This is a genomic window from Klenkia sesuvii, assembly GCF_037083825.1.
Taxonomy (GTDB): domain Bacteria; phylum Actinomycetota; class Actinomycetes; order Mycobacteriales; family Geodermatophilaceae; genus Klenkia; species Klenkia sesuvii.
Genome location: NZ_JBAPLU010000006.1, coordinates 145,737 through 163,643, shown reverse-complemented (window position 1 = coordinate 163,643; position 17,907 = coordinate 145,737). Strand labels below are relative to the sequence as shown.

Below are 17,907 nucleotides of genomic sequence, written 5' to 3'. Positions count from 1 at the left end.
CCCTGACGTTCGGCGCCCCCCGGGGCCCGGCGCAGGGACGCCCACCACGAATCACCCGTCCGGGTTGGTCAGCTCTCCACCATCAAGGTGGGGAACCCGCAGGTGACCACGGCGTGTCACGTCCCTGGGAAGCGACTGCCGAGCCGCTGAGGACTCGCTGAGGAGCCGCCGGGACACGTGCTGCGCGGCGCATGCGGGCGTGGCACCGTCCCACCATGGAGCTCACCAAGCACGGGCACGCCTGCGTCGTCCTGTCCGAGGGCGAGCGCCGCCTGCTCGTCGACCCCGGCGCGTTCACCGAGGAGGCCGCCTGGACCGGCGCCTCGGCGGTGCTCGTCACCCACGAGCACGTCGACCACCTCGACGTCGAGCGCACCCGCCGCGCGCTGGCCGACGACGGCGACCTGCAGGTGTGGACCAACCGGTCGGTCGCCGAGCAGCTCGACGCCGGCCCGCAGGTGCACGTGGTGGGCCACGGCGACGCGTTCACCGCGGCCGGGTTCGAGGTCGGCGTGCAGGGCGAGTGGCACGCCGTGATCCACCCCGACATCCCCCGCATCGCCAACGTCGGGTTCCTCGTCGACGGGCGGGTGTTCCACCCCGGCGACGCGCTGACCGTCCCCGAGGGCGGCGTCGAGACCCTCCTGCTCCCGCTGCACGCGCCGTGGTCGAAGACCGGTGAGCTCGTCGACTACGTGCGCGCGGTGGCCCCGACGCAGTCCTACGCCGTCCACGACGGACTGCTCAACGAGACCGGGTTGATGGTCGGCGCGAACTTCCTCGGCGAGGGCGGCCCGGGGGTGCCGGGCAGCTACACGCGGCTGGCCCCTGGGGAGTCGGTCACGGTCTGAGTGCACGCGACCGACCTGGGTACGGGGGCGCCATGCCTGCCGAGGACTACGACATCGAGGACCAGGGCGACCTGCAGTACGTCGTCCGCCTGAGCGACGGCGAGGAGGACGTCGAGACCTGGTTCCGGCTCACCCCGTCGGTGCTCGAGCAGCTGGGGGTGGAGTCCGGCGACGAGGCCGACCTGGTGGCCGAGACCGTCGACTTCATGAAGAAGCACCAGGACGTCCCCGACTTCCCCGACATGGTCGAGATCGAGGACGTGCTGGCCACCTACCCCGACTACGAGGCAGCGGTCACGCGTCGCCGGTGAGCCGGGCCTGGGCCAGGTGCTCGGGCAGCTTGGCCAGCTCGCTGTCGACCGTGCGCTGCACGAGCCGGGTGATCGCACCGCGCTGCACGAGGCGCACCAACCGGGAGCCCCCGACCGGTTCGTGGGTCACGGTGATGGTGACGTCGGTGCCCTCGGCCCCGCCCTTGCCGGCGTCGGCGAGCTCGATGCGGGTCGTCCACGTCTCGGGGGTCAGCTCCAACCGGGTCTCCACGACCCGGGCCGGCGTCCACTCCACGATGGTGCCCTTCGGCGCCCCTGCCCCGGGTCGGGCGCCCTCGCCCGGGGCGCACACGAACGTGGTGCCCTTCCTCGTGGGCCCGTCGACGACGTAGGTGACGTCGCACACCGCACAGTAGGGGTGCAGGACGGCCAGGGCCGCCCAGACATCGGCTCGTCGGTCGGGCACCCGACGGGTCCCGCTGGCGGTGATCACGCCCCAGACGGTAGGACGACGACCTGGGCGCGCCGTCAGCGGCCGTTGACCGAGACCTCGAACTCCACCTGGCTGACGTCGGGCCGCAGCCGGGAGAAGGAGTGCACGAGCGGGTTGCCGAAACCGTCGAGCACCGTGGTGCGGACGACGAGCAGCGGCGAGCCGGCGACCACCTGCAGCACCTCGGCCTCCTCGGCCCCGGCGGTGCCGACGTCGACCACGATGCGGGCCCGGGCGAGGTCGGCCTCGTACTCGCGGCGCAGGAACTCGTAGAGCGACCCGTGGCCGAAGTCCTCGGTGGCCGCCTTGGGGTAGTCCTCGGCCGGCAGGAACGAGCGGACGACGTGGTTGGGCAGGCCGTCGACCGACCGCAACCGCACCAGCTCCACGACCTGCTCGGCGGGCTCGAGGCGCAGCTCGGTGGCCACGGCCGGCGGGGCGGCGAGCACCTGCTGGCCGAGGACGGTGGTGCCGACCTGGGCGCCCTGCTCGGTCATGACCGAGTGGAAGCCGGCGATGCGGTGCACGAAGCTCTCGCGGTACTCGTGCCGGATGCCGGGCCGGGTCACGTAGGTGCCGCGGCCCTGCTCGCGCACCAGGTGCCCGTCGGCGACGAGGCCGTCGACGGCCCGGCGCAGGGTGATGCGGCTGACCCCGTACTCCTCGCACAGCACCGGCTCGGGCGGGAGCAGCGTGTGCTCGGGCAGGTCGGCGACCCGGCGCCGCAGGTGCTCGCGCACGGCCAGGTACTTCGGCCCGGCGTCCGGGCTCACCGACGACCCCTCTCGACGACCACGCCCCGAAAGGTACTCGATCGCCAGACGTCTAGACGACATGACGACTACGGCTCGACGATGGCGACTCCAGGTCTGGCATCGAGGACCCGCACGCCCTACTTTTGGACCATTCCGTTCCGACCTAGCCGGGGGCAACAGTTGCAGACCGACACATCGGTGACCGGGCGGCCCGTCGGCCGGCCCCGCGACCCGGCCCTGGACGTCGCCATCCGGCAGGCGGCCCTCGCGCTGCTGGCCGAGGGCGGGCTCGAGGCGTGTGCCCTCGACGAGGTCGCCCGCCGGGCCGGGGTCGGCAAGGCCACCATCTACCGGCGCTGGCCCAGCAAGGACGACCTGGTCCGCGACGCCTTCGAGGGTCCCGACCCCGAGCTGGTGCCCACCGAGGACGCCGGCTCGCTGGTCGAGGACTGCCGCCGGCTGCTGCTGACCCTCGGCGCCGCCCTGCGCAGCCCCCGGGCCCGGGCCTGGCGCCGGACCGTCCCCGCGCTCGGCCCCGACTCCCCCCTGGCGGGCAGCCTGCCCATCGGGCCGGTCGAGGTCTGGAACGACGCGGTGCTCGAGATGCTCGACCGGGCCCGTCGACGCGGCGAGGTGGCCGACGACGGCCTGCACCCGCTGGTGGTGCAGTCGGCCTGCTCGACGGTCATGGCCCGCTGGTTCACCGACCCCGACGGTGACGAGGCCGGTGAGCGCGTGCTGGTCGAGCAGTTGCTGTCGGTGCTGATCAGCCCGCACGTGCCGAGCTGATCCGGTCCGGCCGCAGGGCGGGCACCGCGAGCACCTGGGACGATCCCCTCGTGGCAGAGCGAGACTGGCGGGCGCAGAAAAGATCGGAGACCCGTCGCCGGATCACGACGGCTGCTTTCGCCCTGTTCGACGAGCGGGGCTACGCGACGGTGTCGGTCGGCGAGATCGCCCATGCCGCGGGGGTCTCGGTGCCCACCTTCTACGCCTACTTCCGCACCAAGGAGCACGTCGTCCTGCCCGAGCAGGACCTCGACTGGATCGGCCCCCACCTCGCCGGCCAGCCCGCCGGCGTCCCCCTCCCCGAGCAGATCCGGCTCGGTGTGCAGCGGATGGTCAGCGGGCTGGACGAGGACGAGCTGGGTCTGCTGCTGCGCCGCTGGCGCTACGTGCGGGAGGACCACACGCTGCAGCTGCGCGGCGCCGACCGGGAGAACCGGTCGGCCCGGGTGGTCGTGGCCGAGCTCGGCGTCGACCCCGACACGCCCGAGGGGGCCGCGACGGTGGTCGTGGTCGCCGCCTGCCTGCGTGCGGCTACCGCGGCCCTGCTCCGCTGGGCCGCCGGTGCGGGCCGCAGCTCCCTCCCCCAGCTGCTCGACGAGGCGTTCGCCGCCCTGCGGTCGATCTGACCGGGCTCAGGGCGCGGGCTGGAGCTCGACGACGGTGATCTCCGGCCGCGCCCCGACCCGCACGGGTGGCCCCCAGTAGCCGGCCCCCGACGTGACGTACAGCTGGGTGTCGCCGTGCCGGGACAGGCCCTCCACGGCGGGCTGGTCCAGCCGCACCGCGTAGTCGAAGGGCCACAGCTGCCCGCCGTGGGTGTGCCCGCTCAGCTGCAGCCCGACCCCGGCGCGCCGGGCCTGCTCGACCTGCACCGGCTGGTGCGCCAGCAGCACCACCGGGACGGCGTCGTCCCGGCCGTCGAGCGCGGCGTCGAGGTCGGCACCGTGCCCGGCCAGGCCCGAGGCGGCCGCCGTCCGGTCGTCGATCCCGGCCAGGTCGAAGGTGCCCGTGCCCCGGCGCAGCGCCACCCGCTCGTTGCGCAGCACCTGCATGCCCAGGCCGTCGAGGTGGCGCAGCCAGGCCTCGGTGTCGACGAAGTACTCGTGGTTGCCGGTGACGAAGTACGCCCCGTCCCGGCTGACGAGGTCGGCGAGCGGGGCGGCGTCGCGGCGCAGCTCGGCGACCTCGCCGTCGACCAGGTCGCCGACCACCGCGACCGCGTCGGGGGACTGCTCGTTGACCATCTCCACCAGCCGCTCGAAGCGGCGTCCGCCGTAGGTCGCCGACAGGTGGCCGTCGGAGAACGTGACGATGCGGTACCCGGCCAGCGCCGGGTCCAGGCCGGCCAGCGCGATCGGCACCCGCCGCACCACGGGGGCCGAGAGGGCCGACCAGGAGCCGTACCCGACGGTGCCGACCGCGGCCACCCCGGCCGTCACCGCCAGGGAGCGGGCCAGGAACAGCCGCCGGGAGACGTCCGCCGGCTCGGCGACGGGTGCGTCCGCCGGTCCCGGCGGGATCGCGTCCACCACGGCCGGACGGCGGCGCTGCAGCGCGCGCAGCACCCAGCGCACCGGCTCGAGCACCAGCAGGGCCAGGAAGGCGTAGAACGCCACGGCCAGCCAGGTGTAGCCGACCCAGTCCAGCGGCGCCTGCACCGGGAGCGGCAGCGACCGCCGGCCCAGCACCGCCGCGGTGGGCAGCAGCGCCAGGACGACGGTCGCCGCGGTCAGCCACCGCCGGGCCCGGCCCGGGCGGGTGGTGCTGCGCACGAGCCGGAACCACAGCCAGCTGTGCAGCAGCACCATCGCGAGGGCCACGACGGCGGCGAAGGCGATCACCGCCCCATTGTCAGCGCTTGCGGGTGACCCCGTTCAGCACGGGGGCCAGCGTCGGCCACAGCGCCCAGAAGTCGCGCTCGGCCTGCATCGCCCGGGCCTCCTCGAGGGCGTGCAGCCGGCCGTAGGTCCAGGCGTTCTCCCCGGCGTCGAAGGCGGCCTGGCCGACGGTGCGGCACAGCTCGCGGGTGACCACGGTGTCCTGCCGGTCGCCGAGGACGTCCTGCAGCTGCTTCATCGCGTCGACCACGCCCATGACGGCGCCGTTCTTCTTCTTGCCGCGGCCGTCGAGCACGGGCGCGGCGACCTCGGCGGTGTAGCGGACCCGCTTGCCGGCCTTGCGCACCTCGTGCAGCGCCAGCTCGTACGGGCTCTCGGCAGCACCGTGCTCACCCGCGCCGTGCTCACCCGGCCCGTCCTCGGCGAACTCGGCGTCCTCGGCGGCGTCCACCAGCTTCTGCAGCCGCTTCACGGTGTGCCGCAGCACGCCGGCGACGACCTCCTCGGCCGGCTCGGTGGCCAGGTCGGTCAGCGGGGGCTGGGCGACCAGGGCGTGCAGGGTGTCCAGCAGGGTCAGGTAGCGCGGGGTGCTCAACGTGGCGACCGCCTGCCCGGTGCCCTGGGTCTGGCCCTGCAGCTCGGCCTGCTGCAGCCGGGACGCCACCGGCCCCAGCACGTACTCCGCCGGCTGGGCGGCGACCAGCTCGCGCAGGTGCTCGACCGAGACCTCGGCATCGCGGGTGCCCGAGAGCTCCTGGCCCAGCCACTGCAGCTCGTCGCGGACGGCGTCGGTGCCGGTGCGGTCGAGCACGGGACGGTAGGCGGCCAGGATGCTGCGCAACCGGCGGGCGGCGACGCGCACCTGGTGCACGCCGTCGGGGACGTCGGTGCGCACCATGAGGTCGGCGCGCTGCAGGGCGGTGAGCTGTTCGGCGAGCGCGGCGACGACGACCTCGCCGGCCATGGGGACCGCGGCCGCCCGGGCCTGCTCGGCGGCGGCCTTCTCGGCCTTCTTCGCCGCCTTCTTCGCTGCCTTCTCGGCTGCCTTGGCGGCCTGCGCGCGCCGCGCGACCTCCTTGGCGCGGGCCTTCTTGCCCTCGGGCAGCGGCTCCGCCACCACCGGGGTGGCGCCGTCGTCGTCGACGTCGTCCTCGTCGTCGTCCTCGTCCTGGACGGCGGCCGGCGGCGGACCGGCGAGCCGCTCGGCGAGCACGCGGGTGAGCTTGGCCGCCGAGGCCGACGGGCGGGCCCCGGAGACCTCGAGCTCGGCGCCCACGGCGCTCAGCAGCTCTTCGTCGCCGTCGACCAGTTCGACCTCGACCTCGCGCCACGTGGAGACGACCGCGGCCTCGCCGGCGGCGGCCGGCAGCGCCGTCCCGGTGACCTGGTCGTCGGCCACCTCGGCGAGCACCCGGCCGTCCTCGGCGAGCAGCGTGGTCACGGTGCGGCGGGTCTGCAGGGTGGCCACCTGGCCGGCCGGGGCGCGCCGGACGACGCCCAGCACGGGCAGCAGGACGGCGCGCGGCGGGGCCTTGACCGCCCGGCCCAGGGGCGACTGCAGCTCGCGGCGGGCGCCCGCGGCGGCCGGGAGCTTGAGGTGCCAGCCGTCGTCGGGGCCACCGGTGCGCCGGCGGAGGGTGATCTTCGCGCGGGCCAGTCGCAGGTCCGCGGTGTCGTAGTAGGTGGCCTGCAGGTCGTGCACGACGGCCTCGCCCGCCGACGCCACCCCGGGCACCGCGGAGAGGTCGGGCAGCACGAACGCCTCGTCGACGTCGAACTTGCGCTCGATCTCGGTGTGCTCGGTCGCCACGGTGCATCCACTCCTGCTCGATCAACGGGTTGAGGTGCGCTTTCTACCGCAACCAGGTGAACAGCAACCCTGTGGTCGATCATGGCTGCGATGACCACCGTGCGGCGCGACCTCCTCCCCCTGGCCCTCGCCACCCCCTGGGCGGTGTGCGCGGGGCTGCGTGCCACCGGCGCCGAGCGCGGGTGGCCGCTGGTGCCGGCCATGTCCTTCCTGCCCTACGCGGCCGTGTCGTCGGCGCTGCCGCTCGGGGTGGCCCTGGCCCGCCGGTCCCCCCTCGGCACCGTGGTCTCGGCCGCCGCGGCTGCGGTCCTGACCGGTGCCACCGCGGCCCGCACCCGGGGCCGGGGCGCCGACGCAGCGGGCCCCCGGGTGCGCGTGGTGTCGGCCAACCTCCTGCACGGGCGGGCCGACCCGCACGCCGTCCTGGACCTGGTGCGCCGGTTCGACGCCGACGTGCTGTGCCTGGTCGAGCTGACCCCGGCGGCCGACCGCGCGTTCCGCGACGCCGGCCTGGCCGAGCTGCTGCCGCACGAGCACGTGCGCGGGCACCGGCCGGGCGCACCACCGGCGGCCGGTGGTGCGGTGTGGACCCGGTTGGAGGTGCTCGACCGGGGCGGGGCGCCGGGTCGGTTCGAGCAGCCCGTCGTCCGGCTGGCCGTGCCCGGCGGCCCCGACCTCGAGGTCACCGCCGTGCACACCGACCCCCCGGTCAGCGTCGCCCGCACCCGCCGCTGGGAGCGGGAGATGGCCCAGCTCCCCGACGCCGGTGGCGACGCGCTGCGGGTGCTGGCCGGTGACTTCAACGCGACCCCCGACCATGCGTCGTTCCGCCGGTTGCTGGCTCGCGGCTACGTCGACGCCGCGGCGTGCACCGGTCAGGCCCTGGTGCACACGTGGAGCCCCGAGGGCCGGCCGCAGCCGCGGTTGACCATCGACCACGTGCTGGTGGACCGCCGGGTGGGCGTGGCCGGCTTCTCGGTGCACGACCTGCCCGGCAGCGACCACCGAGCGGTCGTGGCCGAGCTGGTGCTGCCGCCCGGGTGACCCCGGAGTGCGGAAGTGGAGGGTTCCTCGCACCCTGCTCCGCGCGTCAGCGGTCGGCGAGGAAGGGGAACCGCGCGCGGACCCGGGCGACCTCGGCCGGGTCGACGTCGGCCAGCAGCACGCGCTCGCCGTCGCCGGCCTCGGCCAGCAGCTCGCCCAGCGGGCTGATGATCCGGCTGTCCCCGCAGTGCTGCGTGCCGTCGCCGGCGGTGCCGACCCGGTTGACCCCGACGACGTAGGCCTGGTTCTCGATCGCCCGGGCGCGCAGCAGCGTCGTCCAGTGCTCGCGCCGGGCGGCGGGCCAGTTGGCCGGCACCAGGTAGACGTCGGTGTCCGGGGCCAGCGCCCAGAACGCGTCGGCGAAGCGCAGGTCGTAGCAGACGAACAGGCTCACCCGCAGGTCGCCGACCTGCACGGTCAGCGGGGAGCGGCCCGCCCGGAACCGCTCGTGCTCGCCGGCGTAGGTGAAGGGGTGCTGCTTGCGGTAGCGGTGCACCTCGCCGTCGGGGCCGGCCAGCACGAAGGAGTTGTAGGGCCGGGGGTCGTCGGGGGCGACCTCGGCGCACGAGCCGCCGACCCAGATGCCGTGCTGGCGCGCCTGGGCCTGCAGGAACTGCGCCGACGTCCCGCCCTCGGGCTCGCCGATGCCCTCGGTCATGGAGAAGCCGGTGGAGAACGTCTCGCTGAGCACCACCAACCCGGCGCCCTCGTCGACCGCCCGGGCCACGGGGCCGGCCAGCGCGGCGTGGTTGGCGGCACGGTCCTCCCAGACGATGTCGTGCTGGATCGCGGCGATCCTCATGCGGTCAACCTCCGGACGGCCTCGTCGAGCACCTCGTCGCGCTTGCAGAAGGCGAACCGCACCAGGTCGCGACCCAGGTCCGCGTGCTGCGGCGTGTAGAAGACCGAGCTCGGGACGGCGACCACCCCGACCCGGTGCGGCAGCTCCCGGCAGAACGCCAGGGCGTCGCCGTCGACCCGCACGGTGGCGAAGTAGGTGGCCTGCGGGCTGACCACCGGCAACCCGGCCGCGGCGAGCCCGGTCACCAGCCGGTCGCGCTTGCCCTCCAGCTCGGCGGCGATCCCGGCGAAGTAGGCGTCGGGCAGCCCCAGCCCGGCGGCGACCGCCGGCTGGAAGGGCCCGGCGTTGACGTAGGTGAGGAACTGCTTGGCGGTGCGCACGCAGGCGACCAGCTCGGCCGGCCCGCACACCCAGCCGACCTTCCACCCCGTGGTGGAGAACGTCTTGCCACCGCTGCCGACCACCAGGGTGCGTTCGCGCATGCCGGGCAGCTGCGCCAGCGAGACGTGCTCGGCGCCTGCGAAGACCAGGTGCTCGTAGACCTCGTCGGTGACGGCCAGCAGGTCGTGCTCCCGGACGACGTCGGCCACCAGCTCGAGCTCGGCGCGGTCGAGCACCTTCCCGGTGGGGTTGTGCGGGGTGTTGAGCAGCACCAGCTTCGTGCGCGGGGTGATCGCGGCGCGCAGCTCGGCGGGGTCGAGGGTCCACGGTGCGGTCGAGACCTCGCCCGGCGGGGCCGGCGGCGGCCGCAGCGGCACCGGGACGACGACGCCCCCGGCCATCGCGACACCGGCGGCGTAGCTGTCGTAGAGCGGCTCGAGGACCACGACCTCGTCGCCGGGGTCGAGCAGCCCCAGCATCGCCCCGGCCAGCGCCTCGGTGGCGCCCGCGGTCACCAGCACCTCGGTGTCGGCGTCGTAGGCCAGCCCGCGGAAGCGCTGCACGTGGGCGCTGACGGCCTCGCGCAGCACCGGCAGGCCGGGGCCGGGCGGGTACTGGTCGAGCGGGGTGCCGATGGCGGCGCGGGCGACGTCGAGCACCTCGGCCGGGCCGGGGGTGTCGGGGAAGCCCTGCCCGAGGTTGACCGAACCGGTGGCCACCGCGAGCGCGCTCATCTCCGCGAAGACCGTCGTCCCGAAGCCCTGCAGCCGCGCGGCGAGGTGGGTGCTCACGCGGTCGAGCCTGCCACCTCCACCAGGACGTCGGGCGGGACCACCCACGGACGGTCGGGGCAGCGGTCGGGGCAGCGGCCGACCCCCGCCGCTCTGCCGACCACCCCGCTCCACCCACCGCCGCACGGGTCGGCCCAGCCCAGCGCCCCTTCCCCCACGTCACAGCGGGGCAGGAGGGACAGCCGGTGGGGTTGACCCAGGCGGCAGCCGAGCGGGGTGGGGGTTGGCCTGTCAGGCGGGGGCGAAGCGGACGGTGCGGGTGGCCGGGTCGGCCTCGGTCAACCGCACCCGGACGACGTGCCCCGGCGTCAGCCGACCCTCGCAGCGGGCCTGGACGGCGAGGTCGGTGAGCACGACGGTCGAGCGCTCCTCCTCGGCGTCGAGCACCACGGCGTCGAACACCTCACCCACCCGGTCAGCCAGCAGGGTGGCCTCGACCAGGTCGACCACGGCCCGCTCGACGGCGCGGGTGCGCCGTTCCGACGCCGCCATGAGCGCGGGCAGCTCGGGCAGGGCGGCCCGCAGCTCGGCCGAGGGCTGCTCCCCCGCCGCGAGCGCCAGGCACACCTCGGTGCCGAACCGGTCGACCAGCCGGCGCAGCGGTGCGGTGACGTGGGCGTACGGCCCGCCGACGCCCCCGTGCCCCGGCTCGGCCGGGGGCTCGCCGTCGAAGGCGGTGTACCCGGCCCCGCGCAGCAGGCTCGTGGCCGCGTCGAGGAAGGCGGCGTGCCGGGGCTGCGCGGGGTCGAGGGTCGCGACGACGTCGCCGGGGCCGGCGCCGTCGGGCCAGTCGACGCCGAGGCCCGGGGCCAGCCGGCGCAGCGCCTGGACCGCGCCGGGGTCCGGGGAGGGCAGCGTGCGCAGGATGCCGACGCCGCCGTCCAGCATCAGCCGCGCGGCGCACCGGCCGGTGAGCAGCGAGATCTGCGCGTTCCAGCCCTCGACGTCGGACTGGCCGCGGAAGACGACGGTCCAGCCGCCGTCCGGGCCGGGCTCGACCTCCTGGGACGGCGTGCCCAGCTCGATCGCGCCGCGGTCGCGGGCCCGGGCCTGCAGCAGGCGGCCGATCTCGGGCAGCAGCGCGAGCTCGGCGGGGAGGTCGGCGCCGGCCGACTCGTAGTCCAGCTGGGCGCGGCTGCGCACGCGGGCTCGCCGCAGGTCGACGGCGGTCACCTCGCCCCGGTCGTCGAGGTCGATGGTCCACAGTGCGGCCGGGCGCAGCTGGCCGGGCAGCAGGCTGGCGGCTCCCTCGCTCAGCTGCGGCGGGTGCAGCGGGGTGCGGCCGTCGGGGCAGTAGACGGTCTGGCCGCGCCGGCGGGCCTCGGCGTCGATCGCACTGCCGAGCGGTACGAAGGCGCCGACGTCGGCGATGGCGTAGGAGACGCGGTAGCCGCCGTCCCGTCGTGCGAGGTGCACCGCCTGGTCGAGGTCCCGGGCGCCCGGCGGGTCGAGGGTGACCAGCGGCAGGTCGGTGGCGTCGTGCTCGGGCAGCGGTGGGTCGGCCGCGACCCGGTCCGCCTCGGCCAGGACGTCGGCGGGGAACTCCTCCGGGACGTCGAACTCCGCGCGGATCGCGGCGAAGTCGAGCGGACCGGACACCCTCAGCACACGAGCCACCCGGCCACCGTTCCACGTGGAACAGCCGGGTACACACCGACCACCTGCCAGCCCCGCTGATCCGGCACCGACTGCGCCCCGGTGGTGGTCTCAGGACGCCCGAGACCACCACAACAGTGCAGTCGAGGAGCATGTGGCCTGGTCGAGTTCATCCACGGCCCGCTGGCCGAGGCCCCGGAACGGGTGGGGAAGCCGCTCCGGGCGCCCCTGGACGGACTGCACAGCGAACGACGAGGCGACTACCGGGTCCTCTACGAGATCCACGGCGACCGGGTCGTGGTGGTCGTCGTCCGGGTCGACCACCGCCGCGACGTCTACCGGTCCTGATCCCGGCCGCACCCACCACCGCCTGGTCGACCAGGGCGACGGGTCATGATCAACCGGTGCCGATCCGTGACGGTGTGCCCGACGACGCCGAGGCCGTGGCCCGCGTGCACGACCTGGCGCGCAGGGCCTACTACGCGGCGGGCGGAGTGACGGTGCCGCCCGGGCCCCAGCCACCGGACCCGACGGGGTGGCGGCGGGCCCTCGGGTCCGCGGCGACGACGCGGGGGGCCGACGTCGACGGCGTCGTGGTCGGCCGTCCCCACGACGAGTACCTGGCCGTCCTCGGTGAGCGGCCGGGCGTCCGGTCTCTCGCCGCACTCGACGGGCGGTGGCAGGTCAGCCGACGCGGACGTCGCCGAGGCCCTCGATCGAGACGACGTCGCCGGCGCGGAGCTGGCGGCCGCGGCGGTCCTCGGGTTCCCCGTTGACCCGCACGACGCCCTCGGCCAGTACGTCCTTGACCTGCGCACCGGTCGGGACGGCGTCCACCAGCTTGAGCAGCTGACCCAGCCGGATGACGTCCTCGCCCGGCCGGAGCTCCACGGTCTGCACGGGGTTCACCATGCCTGCAGCTCGTCGCCGACCGCGATGCGACCCCCGCCGACGGGCATCGCGCCCACCGACAGCGTGCCGTCGTGCGTGCGGTGGATGGTCTTGAGCACCCCGGTGTCCCGGCCCACCCCGCCGGGCTGCGGGCGGGTGGTCATCACGCACCGCGGGACCGGGGCGACGACGTCGAGCTCCGCCGTGCCCAGCCGCACCCGCTGGCCGACCAACGCGTCCTCCCCGTCGCCGTCGAGCAGCACGTTGGCCCGGAACCGGCGCGGCGCCCAGGTGCCGGTCGACCCGGTGGACAGCAGGGTGATCCGCGAGCCCGCGTTGTCGTGGAAGGCGCCGTCGGCGCCGGAGAACGGGTTCCAGCGCGACTCGGTGTCGACGTCGTCGGGGTTCTCGTAGGTGCGCGGGCCGGTGTAGCTGGCCGGTCGCAGCTCGACCGGGCGGCCCACCCAGGCCGACAGGACGGCGTCGTCGCTGGTCACCGTGCCGTCGGGCAGCACCACATCGGGCCGACCGCCGGTGGTGCGGGCGGCGGCGAACAGCAGCTCGGGCACGCGGCGGGCCGTCAGCCCGAACCCGGTCGAGGTGTCGAACAGCGCCCACGCCCGGTCGCCGACGAACCCCTCGGGGCCCACCTCGACCTCCGCGCACCGTTCGCCCTGCAAGGACTTGACCGGGTAGCGCCACAGCTCCAGCACCTGCATGCCAGCAGTGTGCCGCGCCGGGGGTCCCCCCGCGTCCCACGCGGGCGTGCGAGCCTGGACCGCCTTCGAGACCAGGAGTGGACGAGATGACCGACGGCGAGGAGCTCCCCGGCCCCCGCAGCGTGCTCGACGTGCACGTGCCCGACCGCGACGACCTGCTGGTCGCGTTCGTCCTGGAGGAGCAGCCCGCCGACGGCGTCCTCGTCGTCACCGTCGCCCAGGACCGCACGGGACGGCGGGTCCGCGTGCCGGTCGGCGACACCGTCGAACTGGTCTGGTCCAGCCGGCGCGGCCCCCGGGCGCGCGACGCCCGGCTGCTGCAGGTCGACCCGGGAGCGGAACCGACCTGGCGCCTGGAACCGCTGGGCGTCGTGCGCGACGGCCAGCGGCGCGGCGCCGTGCGCGTCGAGGTGGGGCTGCGCACCGACCTGTCCGACGGTCCGCGCACCGCGGAGGGGATCAGCCTGGACCTCAGCGAGACCGGGGTGCGCGGGCGGTGGCCCCTGGCGGACGGCTGGCCGGCGGTGGACGACGAGGTCGCGGTGACGCTCCAGCTGTCGGAGGACCTGCTGCTCACCGGCCCCTCGCGGGTGCGCCGGGCCTACCCGACCACCGACGGACGGGTCGAGGCGTCGCTGGAGTTCCTCGACTGGCCCGAGCGCGACCAGGACCTCGTGCGCCGCCGGGTGTTCGAGCGGCTGCGGCAGCTGGCCCGCCGCGGGGACCTCTAGCCGGCCGGGGTCCAGCCGAGCGTCCAGCTGCCCGACCACGCCTCGTCCGGGGCGAGCACGACCAGGTCGGTGCCGTCGGCCAGGGCGTTCGGCGGGCAGGTCATCGGCTCGACCGCCACGCTGCGGCGGCGCTGACCCTCGGGCAGCGTGTCGCCGGTGTAGACCTGCAACCACGGCCAGGCCCGGTCGACGGCCAGCTCGAGCTCGCCCTCGGGGCCGGTCAGCCGCACCCGCGCCCAGCCGTCGTCGTCGCGCACGAGGTCGGTGAGGGCGTCGTCCAGCGCCCGGTCGCCGATGGTGCCGACCGCGCCGTCGAAGGCGTGCCGCCCACCGGTGGGCAGGCCGCCGTCGAGGTCCAGGCCCGTGCGCGCCGGGACCTGCAGGACGGCGGCGCCGACGTCGCCGTCCTGGCTGGACCCCACGTGCAGGTAGGGGTGCATGCCGACGCCGACGGGGGCGTCGTGCGTGCCCACGTTGCGCACCCGGACGGTGACGGTCAGCCGGTCGGGCTCCAGGCCGTAGTCGACCGCGACGGCCAGCCGGAACGGGTAGCCCGACCGCGGTTCGAGCACGGTGCCGACGGTGACGGTGTCCTGCGTGCGAGCGAGCACGGTGAACGGCTGCCACGACAGCAGGCCGTGCATGGCCGAGCCCTCCGCGGTGGTGTCCAGCTGCAGGTCGCTGCCCTCCCACGACCACCGCCCGTCGCGCAACCGGTTGGGCCAGGGCACCAGCAACCCGCCGCGGCGGCCCTTCGGCACGATGCCGGTGCGGTAGCCGTCGAGGACGTCCCAGTCGCCGACGGCGAGCCGGCGCAGCCCGCCGCCGCGCAGGTCGACCGCCACCCGGGCGGCGCCGCGCTCGAGCCAGGCGCCCAGCGGCTCGGTGGTCGGCCACGCCTCGGCGTCGGGGGTGATGCCCGGGGTGCCGAGCAGGTCGGCCAGGACGTCGAGCACCTCGGCCCGGCGGACGGCGGCCGACGGCGCGATCTCGGTCAGCCCGAAGTAGCCGTGCACCAGCCCCGGCCCGGGCAGGTGGACGACGTGCACCCCGGCGGCGGCCAGCTCGACGGCGTAGGTGTCGCCCTCGTCGCGCAGCGGGTCGAGCTCGGCGGTGGCGACCACGGCCGGGGGCAGGCCGGTCAGGTCGGTGCCGAGCGGGGCGACGTACCGGTCACCGCCGTCGGGCACGTACCAGTCCCAGAACTGCCGCATGTCGGCCTTCTCCAGGAACAGCCCGGTGCCGTTCTGGTCGGTCGAGGGCATCGCCATCGAGGGGTCGAGGCCGGGGTAGACCAGCAGCTGGGCGGCGAGCACGGGACCGTCGTCGTCCCGGCAGCGCAGCGCGACCCCGGCGGCGAGCCCACCGCCGGCGCTGTCGCCGGCCACCACCAGCGGCGCGGTCGGCCAGCGGCGCGCGGCCCACCGGACGGCGGCCAGGCTGTCCTCCAGCGGGGCAGGGTGCGGGTGCTCGGGGGCCAGCCGGTAGTCGACGGCGACGACGGTGGCGCCCAGCCGGTTGGCCACCGCCCGGCACACGGGGTCGTGGGTGTCCAGGTCGCCGACCGCCCACCCCCCGCCGTGCAGCCAGACGACCACCGGGCGGGTGCGGTCGCCCACCCGGCCCAGCCCCGAGCGGTAGATGCGCACGGCGAGGTCACCGGCCGGGCCCTCGATCGTGCGGTCCTCGACGTCGGCGACCGGTTCGGGCCGGTAGCCCTCCCCGCGCCGGGCCAGCGAGAGCGCCCGGTAGCGCGCCCGGTCGACGGCGGCGTCGCCGGTGACCAGCGGGGTGGCCCCGGCGGCGGTGAGGCGCTCGAGGAAGGGCGGGAAGTGCGGGTCGATCGGCACGGGGTCACCTCACCACGAGCGGGTGCGGCCAGCGACCGGTGCGGTGATCACGAACCTGTGCGCGCGACACGCCGTAGGCCTGCGTCCTGGGGTCCGTGATCACGCGGGGAGGGGGTCCTCCGCGGCCGGCAGCAACGAGATGCGCACCAGGCCGGCGGCGAGGCGGGCCAGGTCGTCGCCGTCCACCAGGTCGGCCAGCGCCGCCGGGTCGGCGGGCAACCCCACCCGCTCGGCACCGCGCAGCGCGCGGTCGTCCAGGTGCGGGCGCAGCCAGGGCCACACCGCCTGCGCCTCCCGCAGGAACACGTGCGCGCCGGTCGGCCCGAAACCGGGGAACTCCTGCATCAGGGCGGCCGCCCGGCCGGCGTCGCCGTCGGCCTCGTCGGCCAGCCGGCGCAGGTCCCCGTGCCAGCGGTCGCGCACCTGGGTGGCCAGGTCGCCGAGCTGGCGGGAGGTGCGCTCGTCGTAGCGGCGGTAGTGGCCGCGGCCGAGGGCGTCGACCCGGTCCTGCCAGCTGGCCTCGAGCATGTGGTCGGGGGTGGTCAGCCCGGCGTCGAGCAGCTCGGTGGTCGCGGCGACGGCGATGCCGGCGTCGATGCGGGCGCTGAGCAGCTCGGCCAGCACCAGCAGCTGCCACAGCGGGGCCGGGGTGTCGGCCACCCGGATGCCGGCCTCGGTGGCGTAGGTGGTGCCGTGCTGGTCCAGGACGGCGGCGGCGGTGTCGCGGTGGGTCATCGCCACCCCGTACCCGTGACGGCGGCGAGGGCACATCGATGACAGACGTCAATGGTGCGCGGGCCCCCGGCTGGGAAGACTTGCCGCATGCCCGCCGCCGAGCTCCGCGCCGCCGACACCGACCGCACCGCCGTCGCCGAGGTCCTCGGCCGGGCCCTCCACGAGGGTCGTCTCACCGTCGAGGAGTACGACGAGCGCCTGGCCGCCGCCTACGCGGCGCGCACCCACGCCGACCTCGCCGTCCTCACCGCTGACCTGCCGGCCCCGCCCGCCGAGGGGTCCGGCGAGGACTGCGGCGGCTGCGACGGGGAGAAGCTGCGCCACGAATGGCGCAACTACCTCATGACCGCGCTGCTGGTCTGGACCATCTACGTCGCGTCCTCGCTGGCCGGCGGTTTCCACTACCCGTGGCCCGTGTGGGTGGTCGGTCCGTGGGGCGCGGTGCTACTGGCCCGCACCCTCACCACCCGCAGGGCACCTGTGCGCCGCTGACCCGGAGGACCACCCGCAGCTGGTCCACCGGGAACCGGCACGGGCTCCGCGGGCGCTCTACAAAATTGTTGAAACATCAAATACTCTGATCGGGATGACGCCGTCCGGACGTCGCACGGCACCCGACAGGAGTCCCCGCATGAGCACCGCCTCGCCCACCACGACCGCCCTCGCCGACGCCCGCATCCCCGCCACCCACCCCTTCGCCGCCCACCTGCGCCGCGTCGCCGCCCGGGAGGCCGAGCAGCCGCACCCGGTCTGGACACCGGCCGACGGGCCGCTGCCCAGCCTGTACGTCTCCCACGGCGGCGGACCGACCCCGTTCGGGCAGGACGAGTGGCTGGACCCGCTGCACGACTGGGCCCGCGCCCTGCCCCGGCCCCGGGCGATCCTGGTGGTCAGCGCGCACTGGGAGTCCGCCCCGCTGTCGGTGAGCGCCGTGCGGCCCAGCGAGCTGGTCTACGACTTCGGCGGGTTCGACCCGATGTACCACACGTTCCGCTACGACACCCCCGACGCCGGGGAGCTGGCCCGCCAGGTCGTGGGCATGCTGCCCGACGGTGAGCAGGTGCACCAGCACGCCCGGCGCGGGCTGGACCACGGCGCCTGGGTGCCGCTGAAGATCATGTACCCGGCAGCCGACATCCCGGTGCTCCAGCTGTCGCTGCCCACCGAGGACCCCGACCGGCTGCTCGCCCTCGGGGAGCGGCTGCGACCGCTGCGCGAGCAGGGCGTGCTGGTGGTGGGTTCTGGCCACATGACCCACGGCCTGCCCTTCCTCACCCGGGAGATGTTCACCCAGAACGTGGTGCCGGGGTGGTCCTCGGACTTCGACGCCTGGGCCGCCGACGCCCTGGCCCGCGGGGACGTCGACGAGCTCGCCCGGTTCCGCAGCTCCGCCCCCGGGATGCCCTACGCGCACCCCACCGTGGAGCACTTCACCCCGCTGTTCCTCACCCTCGGCGCGGCCACCGACCCGTCCGGGCCCGTGGTCACCACCGTCGAGGGCTACGGCCTGGGGCTGTCCCGGCGCTCGTTCCAGGCAGCCTGAGCAGCCGGGCGCTCCC

At 75.5% G+C, this 17,907-nt stretch carries 20 protein-coding genes; 9 read left to right on the top strand and 11 right to left on the bottom strand.

Annotated elements, in window-relative coordinates:
- Positions 1-215 precede the first annotated feature (215 nt).
- Both TEK04_RS08195 and TEK04_RS08190 read left to right on the top strand, forming a co-directional pair.
- Entirely contained in the window at positions 216-851 is a 636-nt protein-coding gene (locus TEK04_RS08195; RefSeq protein ID WP_336403835.1) for an MBL fold metallo-hydrolase, read from the top strand.
- A 32-nt stretch (positions 852-883) separates the two neighbouring features.
- Positions 884-1,162, top strand: a complete 279-nt coding sequence (locus TEK04_RS08190) for a hypothetical protein (RefSeq protein ID WP_336403834.1) — start codon at positions 884-886, stop codon at positions 1,160-1,162.
- On the opposite strand, the gene TEK04_RS08185 is transcribed toward TEK04_RS08190, so the two are convergent.
- The gene (locus TEK04_RS08185; protein ID WP_336403833.1) at positions 1,146-1,616 is read right to left on the bottom strand and encodes an SRPBCC family protein; all 471 of its coding nucleotides are present in this window, start codon (positions 1,614-1,616) and stop codon (positions 1,146-1,148) included. The genes TEK04_RS08190 and TEK04_RS08185 overlap by 17 nt on opposite strands.
- 35 nt (positions 1,617-1,651) lie before the next feature.
- A complete protein-coding gene (locus tag TEK04_RS08180; RefSeq protein WP_336403832.1) occupies positions 1,652-2,389 on the bottom strand; it encodes a GntR family transcriptional regulator in 738 nt (245 codons plus the stop codon).
- Between the two features lie 180 nt (positions 2,390-2,569).
- Here TEK04_RS08180 and TEK04_RS08175 point away from each other — a divergent pair, with 180 nt between their 5' ends.
- Together TEK04_RS08175 and TEK04_RS08170 are read left to right on the top strand one after the other, a co-directional pair.
- Positions 2,570-3,160 (top strand): TetR family transcriptional regulator, encoded by a 591-nt coding sequence (locus TEK04_RS08175; protein WP_336403831.1) that lies wholly within the window; start codon positions 2,570-2,572, stop codon positions 3,158-3,160.
- A 50-nt stretch (positions 3,161-3,210) separates the two neighbouring features.
- Positions 3,211-3,786 carry a TetR/AcrR family transcriptional regulator gene (locus TEK04_RS08170; RefSeq protein WP_336403830.1) on the top strand — a complete coding sequence of 192 codons (576 nt, stop codon included), beginning with the start codon at positions 3,211-3,213 and terminating at the stop codon, positions 3,784-3,786.
- 6 nt (positions 3,787-3,792) lie between these two features.
- Here TEK04_RS08170 and TEK04_RS08165 read toward each other — a convergent pair whose 3' ends face one another.
- Positions 3,793-5,001 (bottom strand): metallophosphoesterase, encoded by a 1,209-nt coding sequence (locus tag TEK04_RS08165; RefSeq protein WP_336403829.1) that lies wholly within the window; start codon positions 4,999-5,001, stop codon positions 3,793-3,795.
- Between the two features lie 10 nt (positions 5,002-5,011).
- Positions 5,012-6,808, bottom strand: coding sequence for a CYTH and CHAD domain-containing protein (locus TEK04_RS08160; RefSeq protein WP_336403828.1), 1,797 nt, complete (start codon positions 6,806-6,808; stop codon positions 5,012-5,014).
- Between the two features lie 90 nt (positions 6,809-6,898).
- Between TEK04_RS08160 and TEK04_RS08155 the strand changes: the two genes are divergently transcribed.
- On the top strand, positions 6,899-7,852 hold the full coding sequence (locus TEK04_RS08155; RefSeq protein ID WP_336403827.1) for an endonuclease/exonuclease/phosphatase family protein: 954 nt from the start codon (positions 6,899-6,901) through the stop codon (positions 7,850-7,852).
- Between the two features lie 46 nt (positions 7,853-7,898).
- Here the strand turns inward: TEK04_RS08155 and TEK04_RS08150 are convergent, their stop codons facing one another.
- From TEK04_RS08150 to TEK04_RS08140, 3 genes are all read right to left on the bottom strand, one after another.
- Positions 7,899-8,654: a carbon-nitrogen family hydrolase gene (locus TEK04_RS08150; protein WP_336403826.1), complete on the bottom strand. Its 756-nt coding sequence runs from the start codon at positions 8,652-8,654 to the stop codon at positions 7,899-7,901.
- Positions 8,651-9,826, bottom strand: coding sequence for a pyridoxal phosphate-dependent aminotransferase (locus tag TEK04_RS08145; protein WP_336403825.1), 1,176 nt, complete (start codon positions 9,824-9,826; stop codon positions 8,651-8,653). The genes TEK04_RS08150 and TEK04_RS08145 overlap by 4 nt, the downstream gene beginning before the upstream one ends.
- A gap of 231 nt (positions 9,827-10,057) precedes the next feature.
- Positions 10,058-11,443 carry an RNB domain-containing ribonuclease gene (locus tag TEK04_RS08140; protein WP_336403824.1) on the bottom strand — a complete coding sequence of 462 codons (1,386 nt, stop codon included), beginning with the start codon at positions 11,441-11,443 and terminating at the stop codon, positions 10,058-10,060.
- A gap of 81 nt (positions 11,444-11,524) precedes the next feature.
- Here TEK04_RS08140 and TEK04_RS08135 point away from each other — a divergent pair, with 81 nt between their 5' ends.
- Complete coding sequence (locus TEK04_RS08135) at positions 11,525-11,770, top strand: type II toxin-antitoxin system RelE family toxin (protein WP_336403823.1); 246 nt, start codon at positions 11,525-11,527, stop codon at positions 11,768-11,770.
- Between the two features lie 336 nt (positions 11,771-12,106).
- Here the strand turns inward: TEK04_RS08135 and TEK04_RS08130 are convergent, their stop codons facing one another.
- Both TEK04_RS08130 and TEK04_RS08125 read right to left on the bottom strand, forming a co-directional pair.
- Positions 12,107-12,322, bottom strand: coding sequence for an RNA-binding S4 domain-containing protein (locus TEK04_RS08130; RefSeq protein ID WP_349257744.1), 216 nt, complete (start codon positions 12,320-12,322; stop codon positions 12,107-12,109).
- A 5-nt stretch (positions 12,323-12,327) separates the two neighbouring features.
- A complete protein-coding gene (locus TEK04_RS08125) occupies positions 12,328-13,032 on the bottom strand; it encodes an MOSC domain-containing protein (RefSeq protein WP_336403821.1) in 705 nt (234 codons plus the stop codon).
- Between the two features lie 86 nt (positions 13,033-13,118).
- On the opposite strand from TEK04_RS08125, the gene TEK04_RS08120 reads away from it, so the two are divergent.
- Positions 13,119-13,763, top strand: a complete 645-nt coding sequence (locus TEK04_RS08120) for a flagellar brake protein (RefSeq protein WP_336403820.1) — start codon at positions 13,119-13,121, stop codon at positions 13,761-13,763.
- Here the strand turns inward: TEK04_RS08120 and TEK04_RS08115 are convergent.
- Positions 13,760-15,613, bottom strand: a complete 1,854-nt coding sequence (locus TEK04_RS08115; protein WP_336403819.1) for an aldose epimerase family protein — start codon at positions 15,611-15,613, stop codon at positions 13,760-13,762. The two genes, TEK04_RS08120 and TEK04_RS08115, sit on opposite strands and share 4 nt — an antisense overlap.
- A gap of 99 nt (positions 15,614-15,712) precedes the next feature.
- A complete protein-coding gene (locus TEK04_RS08110) occupies positions 15,713-16,348 on the bottom strand; it encodes an HhH-GDP family DNA glycosylase (protein ID WP_336403818.1) in 636 nt (211 codons plus the stop codon).
- 87 nt (positions 16,349-16,435) lie between these two features.
- Here TEK04_RS08110 and TEK04_RS08105 point away from each other — a divergent pair, with 87 nt between their 5' ends.
- Complete coding sequence (locus TEK04_RS08105; RefSeq protein ID WP_336403817.1) at positions 16,436-16,840, top strand: DUF1707 SHOCT-like domain-containing protein; 405 nt, start codon at positions 16,436-16,438, stop codon at positions 16,838-16,840.
- Between the two features lie 139 nt (positions 16,841-16,979).
- Positions 16,980-17,891: a dioxygenase family protein gene (locus TEK04_RS08100; RefSeq protein WP_336403816.1), complete on the top strand. Its 912-nt coding sequence runs from the start codon at positions 16,980-16,982 to the stop codon at positions 17,889-17,891.
- Positions 17,892-17,907: the final 16 nt, after the last annotated feature.

What these genes read in the sequence shown, in the direction of transcription:
- TEK04_RS08195 (WP_336403835.1), top strand. Translation starts at nt 216, where the DNA reads ATGGAGCTCACCAAGCACGGGCACGCCTGCGTCGTCCTGTCCGAGGGC.
- TEK04_RS08190 (WP_336403834.1), top strand. Translation starts at nt 884, where the DNA reads ATGCCTGCCGAGGACTACGACATCGAGGACCAGGGCGACCTGCAGTAC.
- TEK04_RS08125 (WP_336403821.1), bottom strand. Translation starts at nt 13,032, where the DNA reads ATGCAGGTGCTGGAGCTGTGGCGCTACCCGGTCAAGTCCTTGCAGGGC.
- TEK04_RS08150 (WP_336403826.1), bottom strand. Translation starts at nt 8,654, where the DNA reads ATGAGGATCGCCGCGATCCAGCACGACATCGTCTGGGAGGACCGTGCC.
- TEK04_RS08110 (WP_336403818.1), bottom strand. Translation starts at nt 16,348, where the DNA reads ATGACCCACCGCGACACCGCCGCCGCCGTCCTGGACCAGCACGGCACC.
- TEK04_RS08105 (WP_336403817.1), top strand. Translation starts at nt 16,436, where the DNA reads ATGCCCGCCGCCGAGCTCCGCGCCGCCGACACCGACCGCACCGCCGTC.
- TEK04_RS08100 (WP_336403816.1), top strand. Translation starts at nt 16,980, where the DNA reads ATGAGCACCGCCTCGCCCACCACGACCGCCCTCGCCGACGCCCGCATC.
- TEK04_RS08120 (WP_336403820.1), top strand. Translation starts at nt 13,119, where the DNA reads ATGACCGACGGCGAGGAGCTCCCCGGCCCCCGCAGCGTGCTCGACGTG.
- TEK04_RS08155 (WP_336403827.1), top strand. Translation starts at nt 6,899, where the DNA reads ATGACCACCGTGCGGCGCGACCTCCTCCCCCTGGCCCTCGCCACCCCC.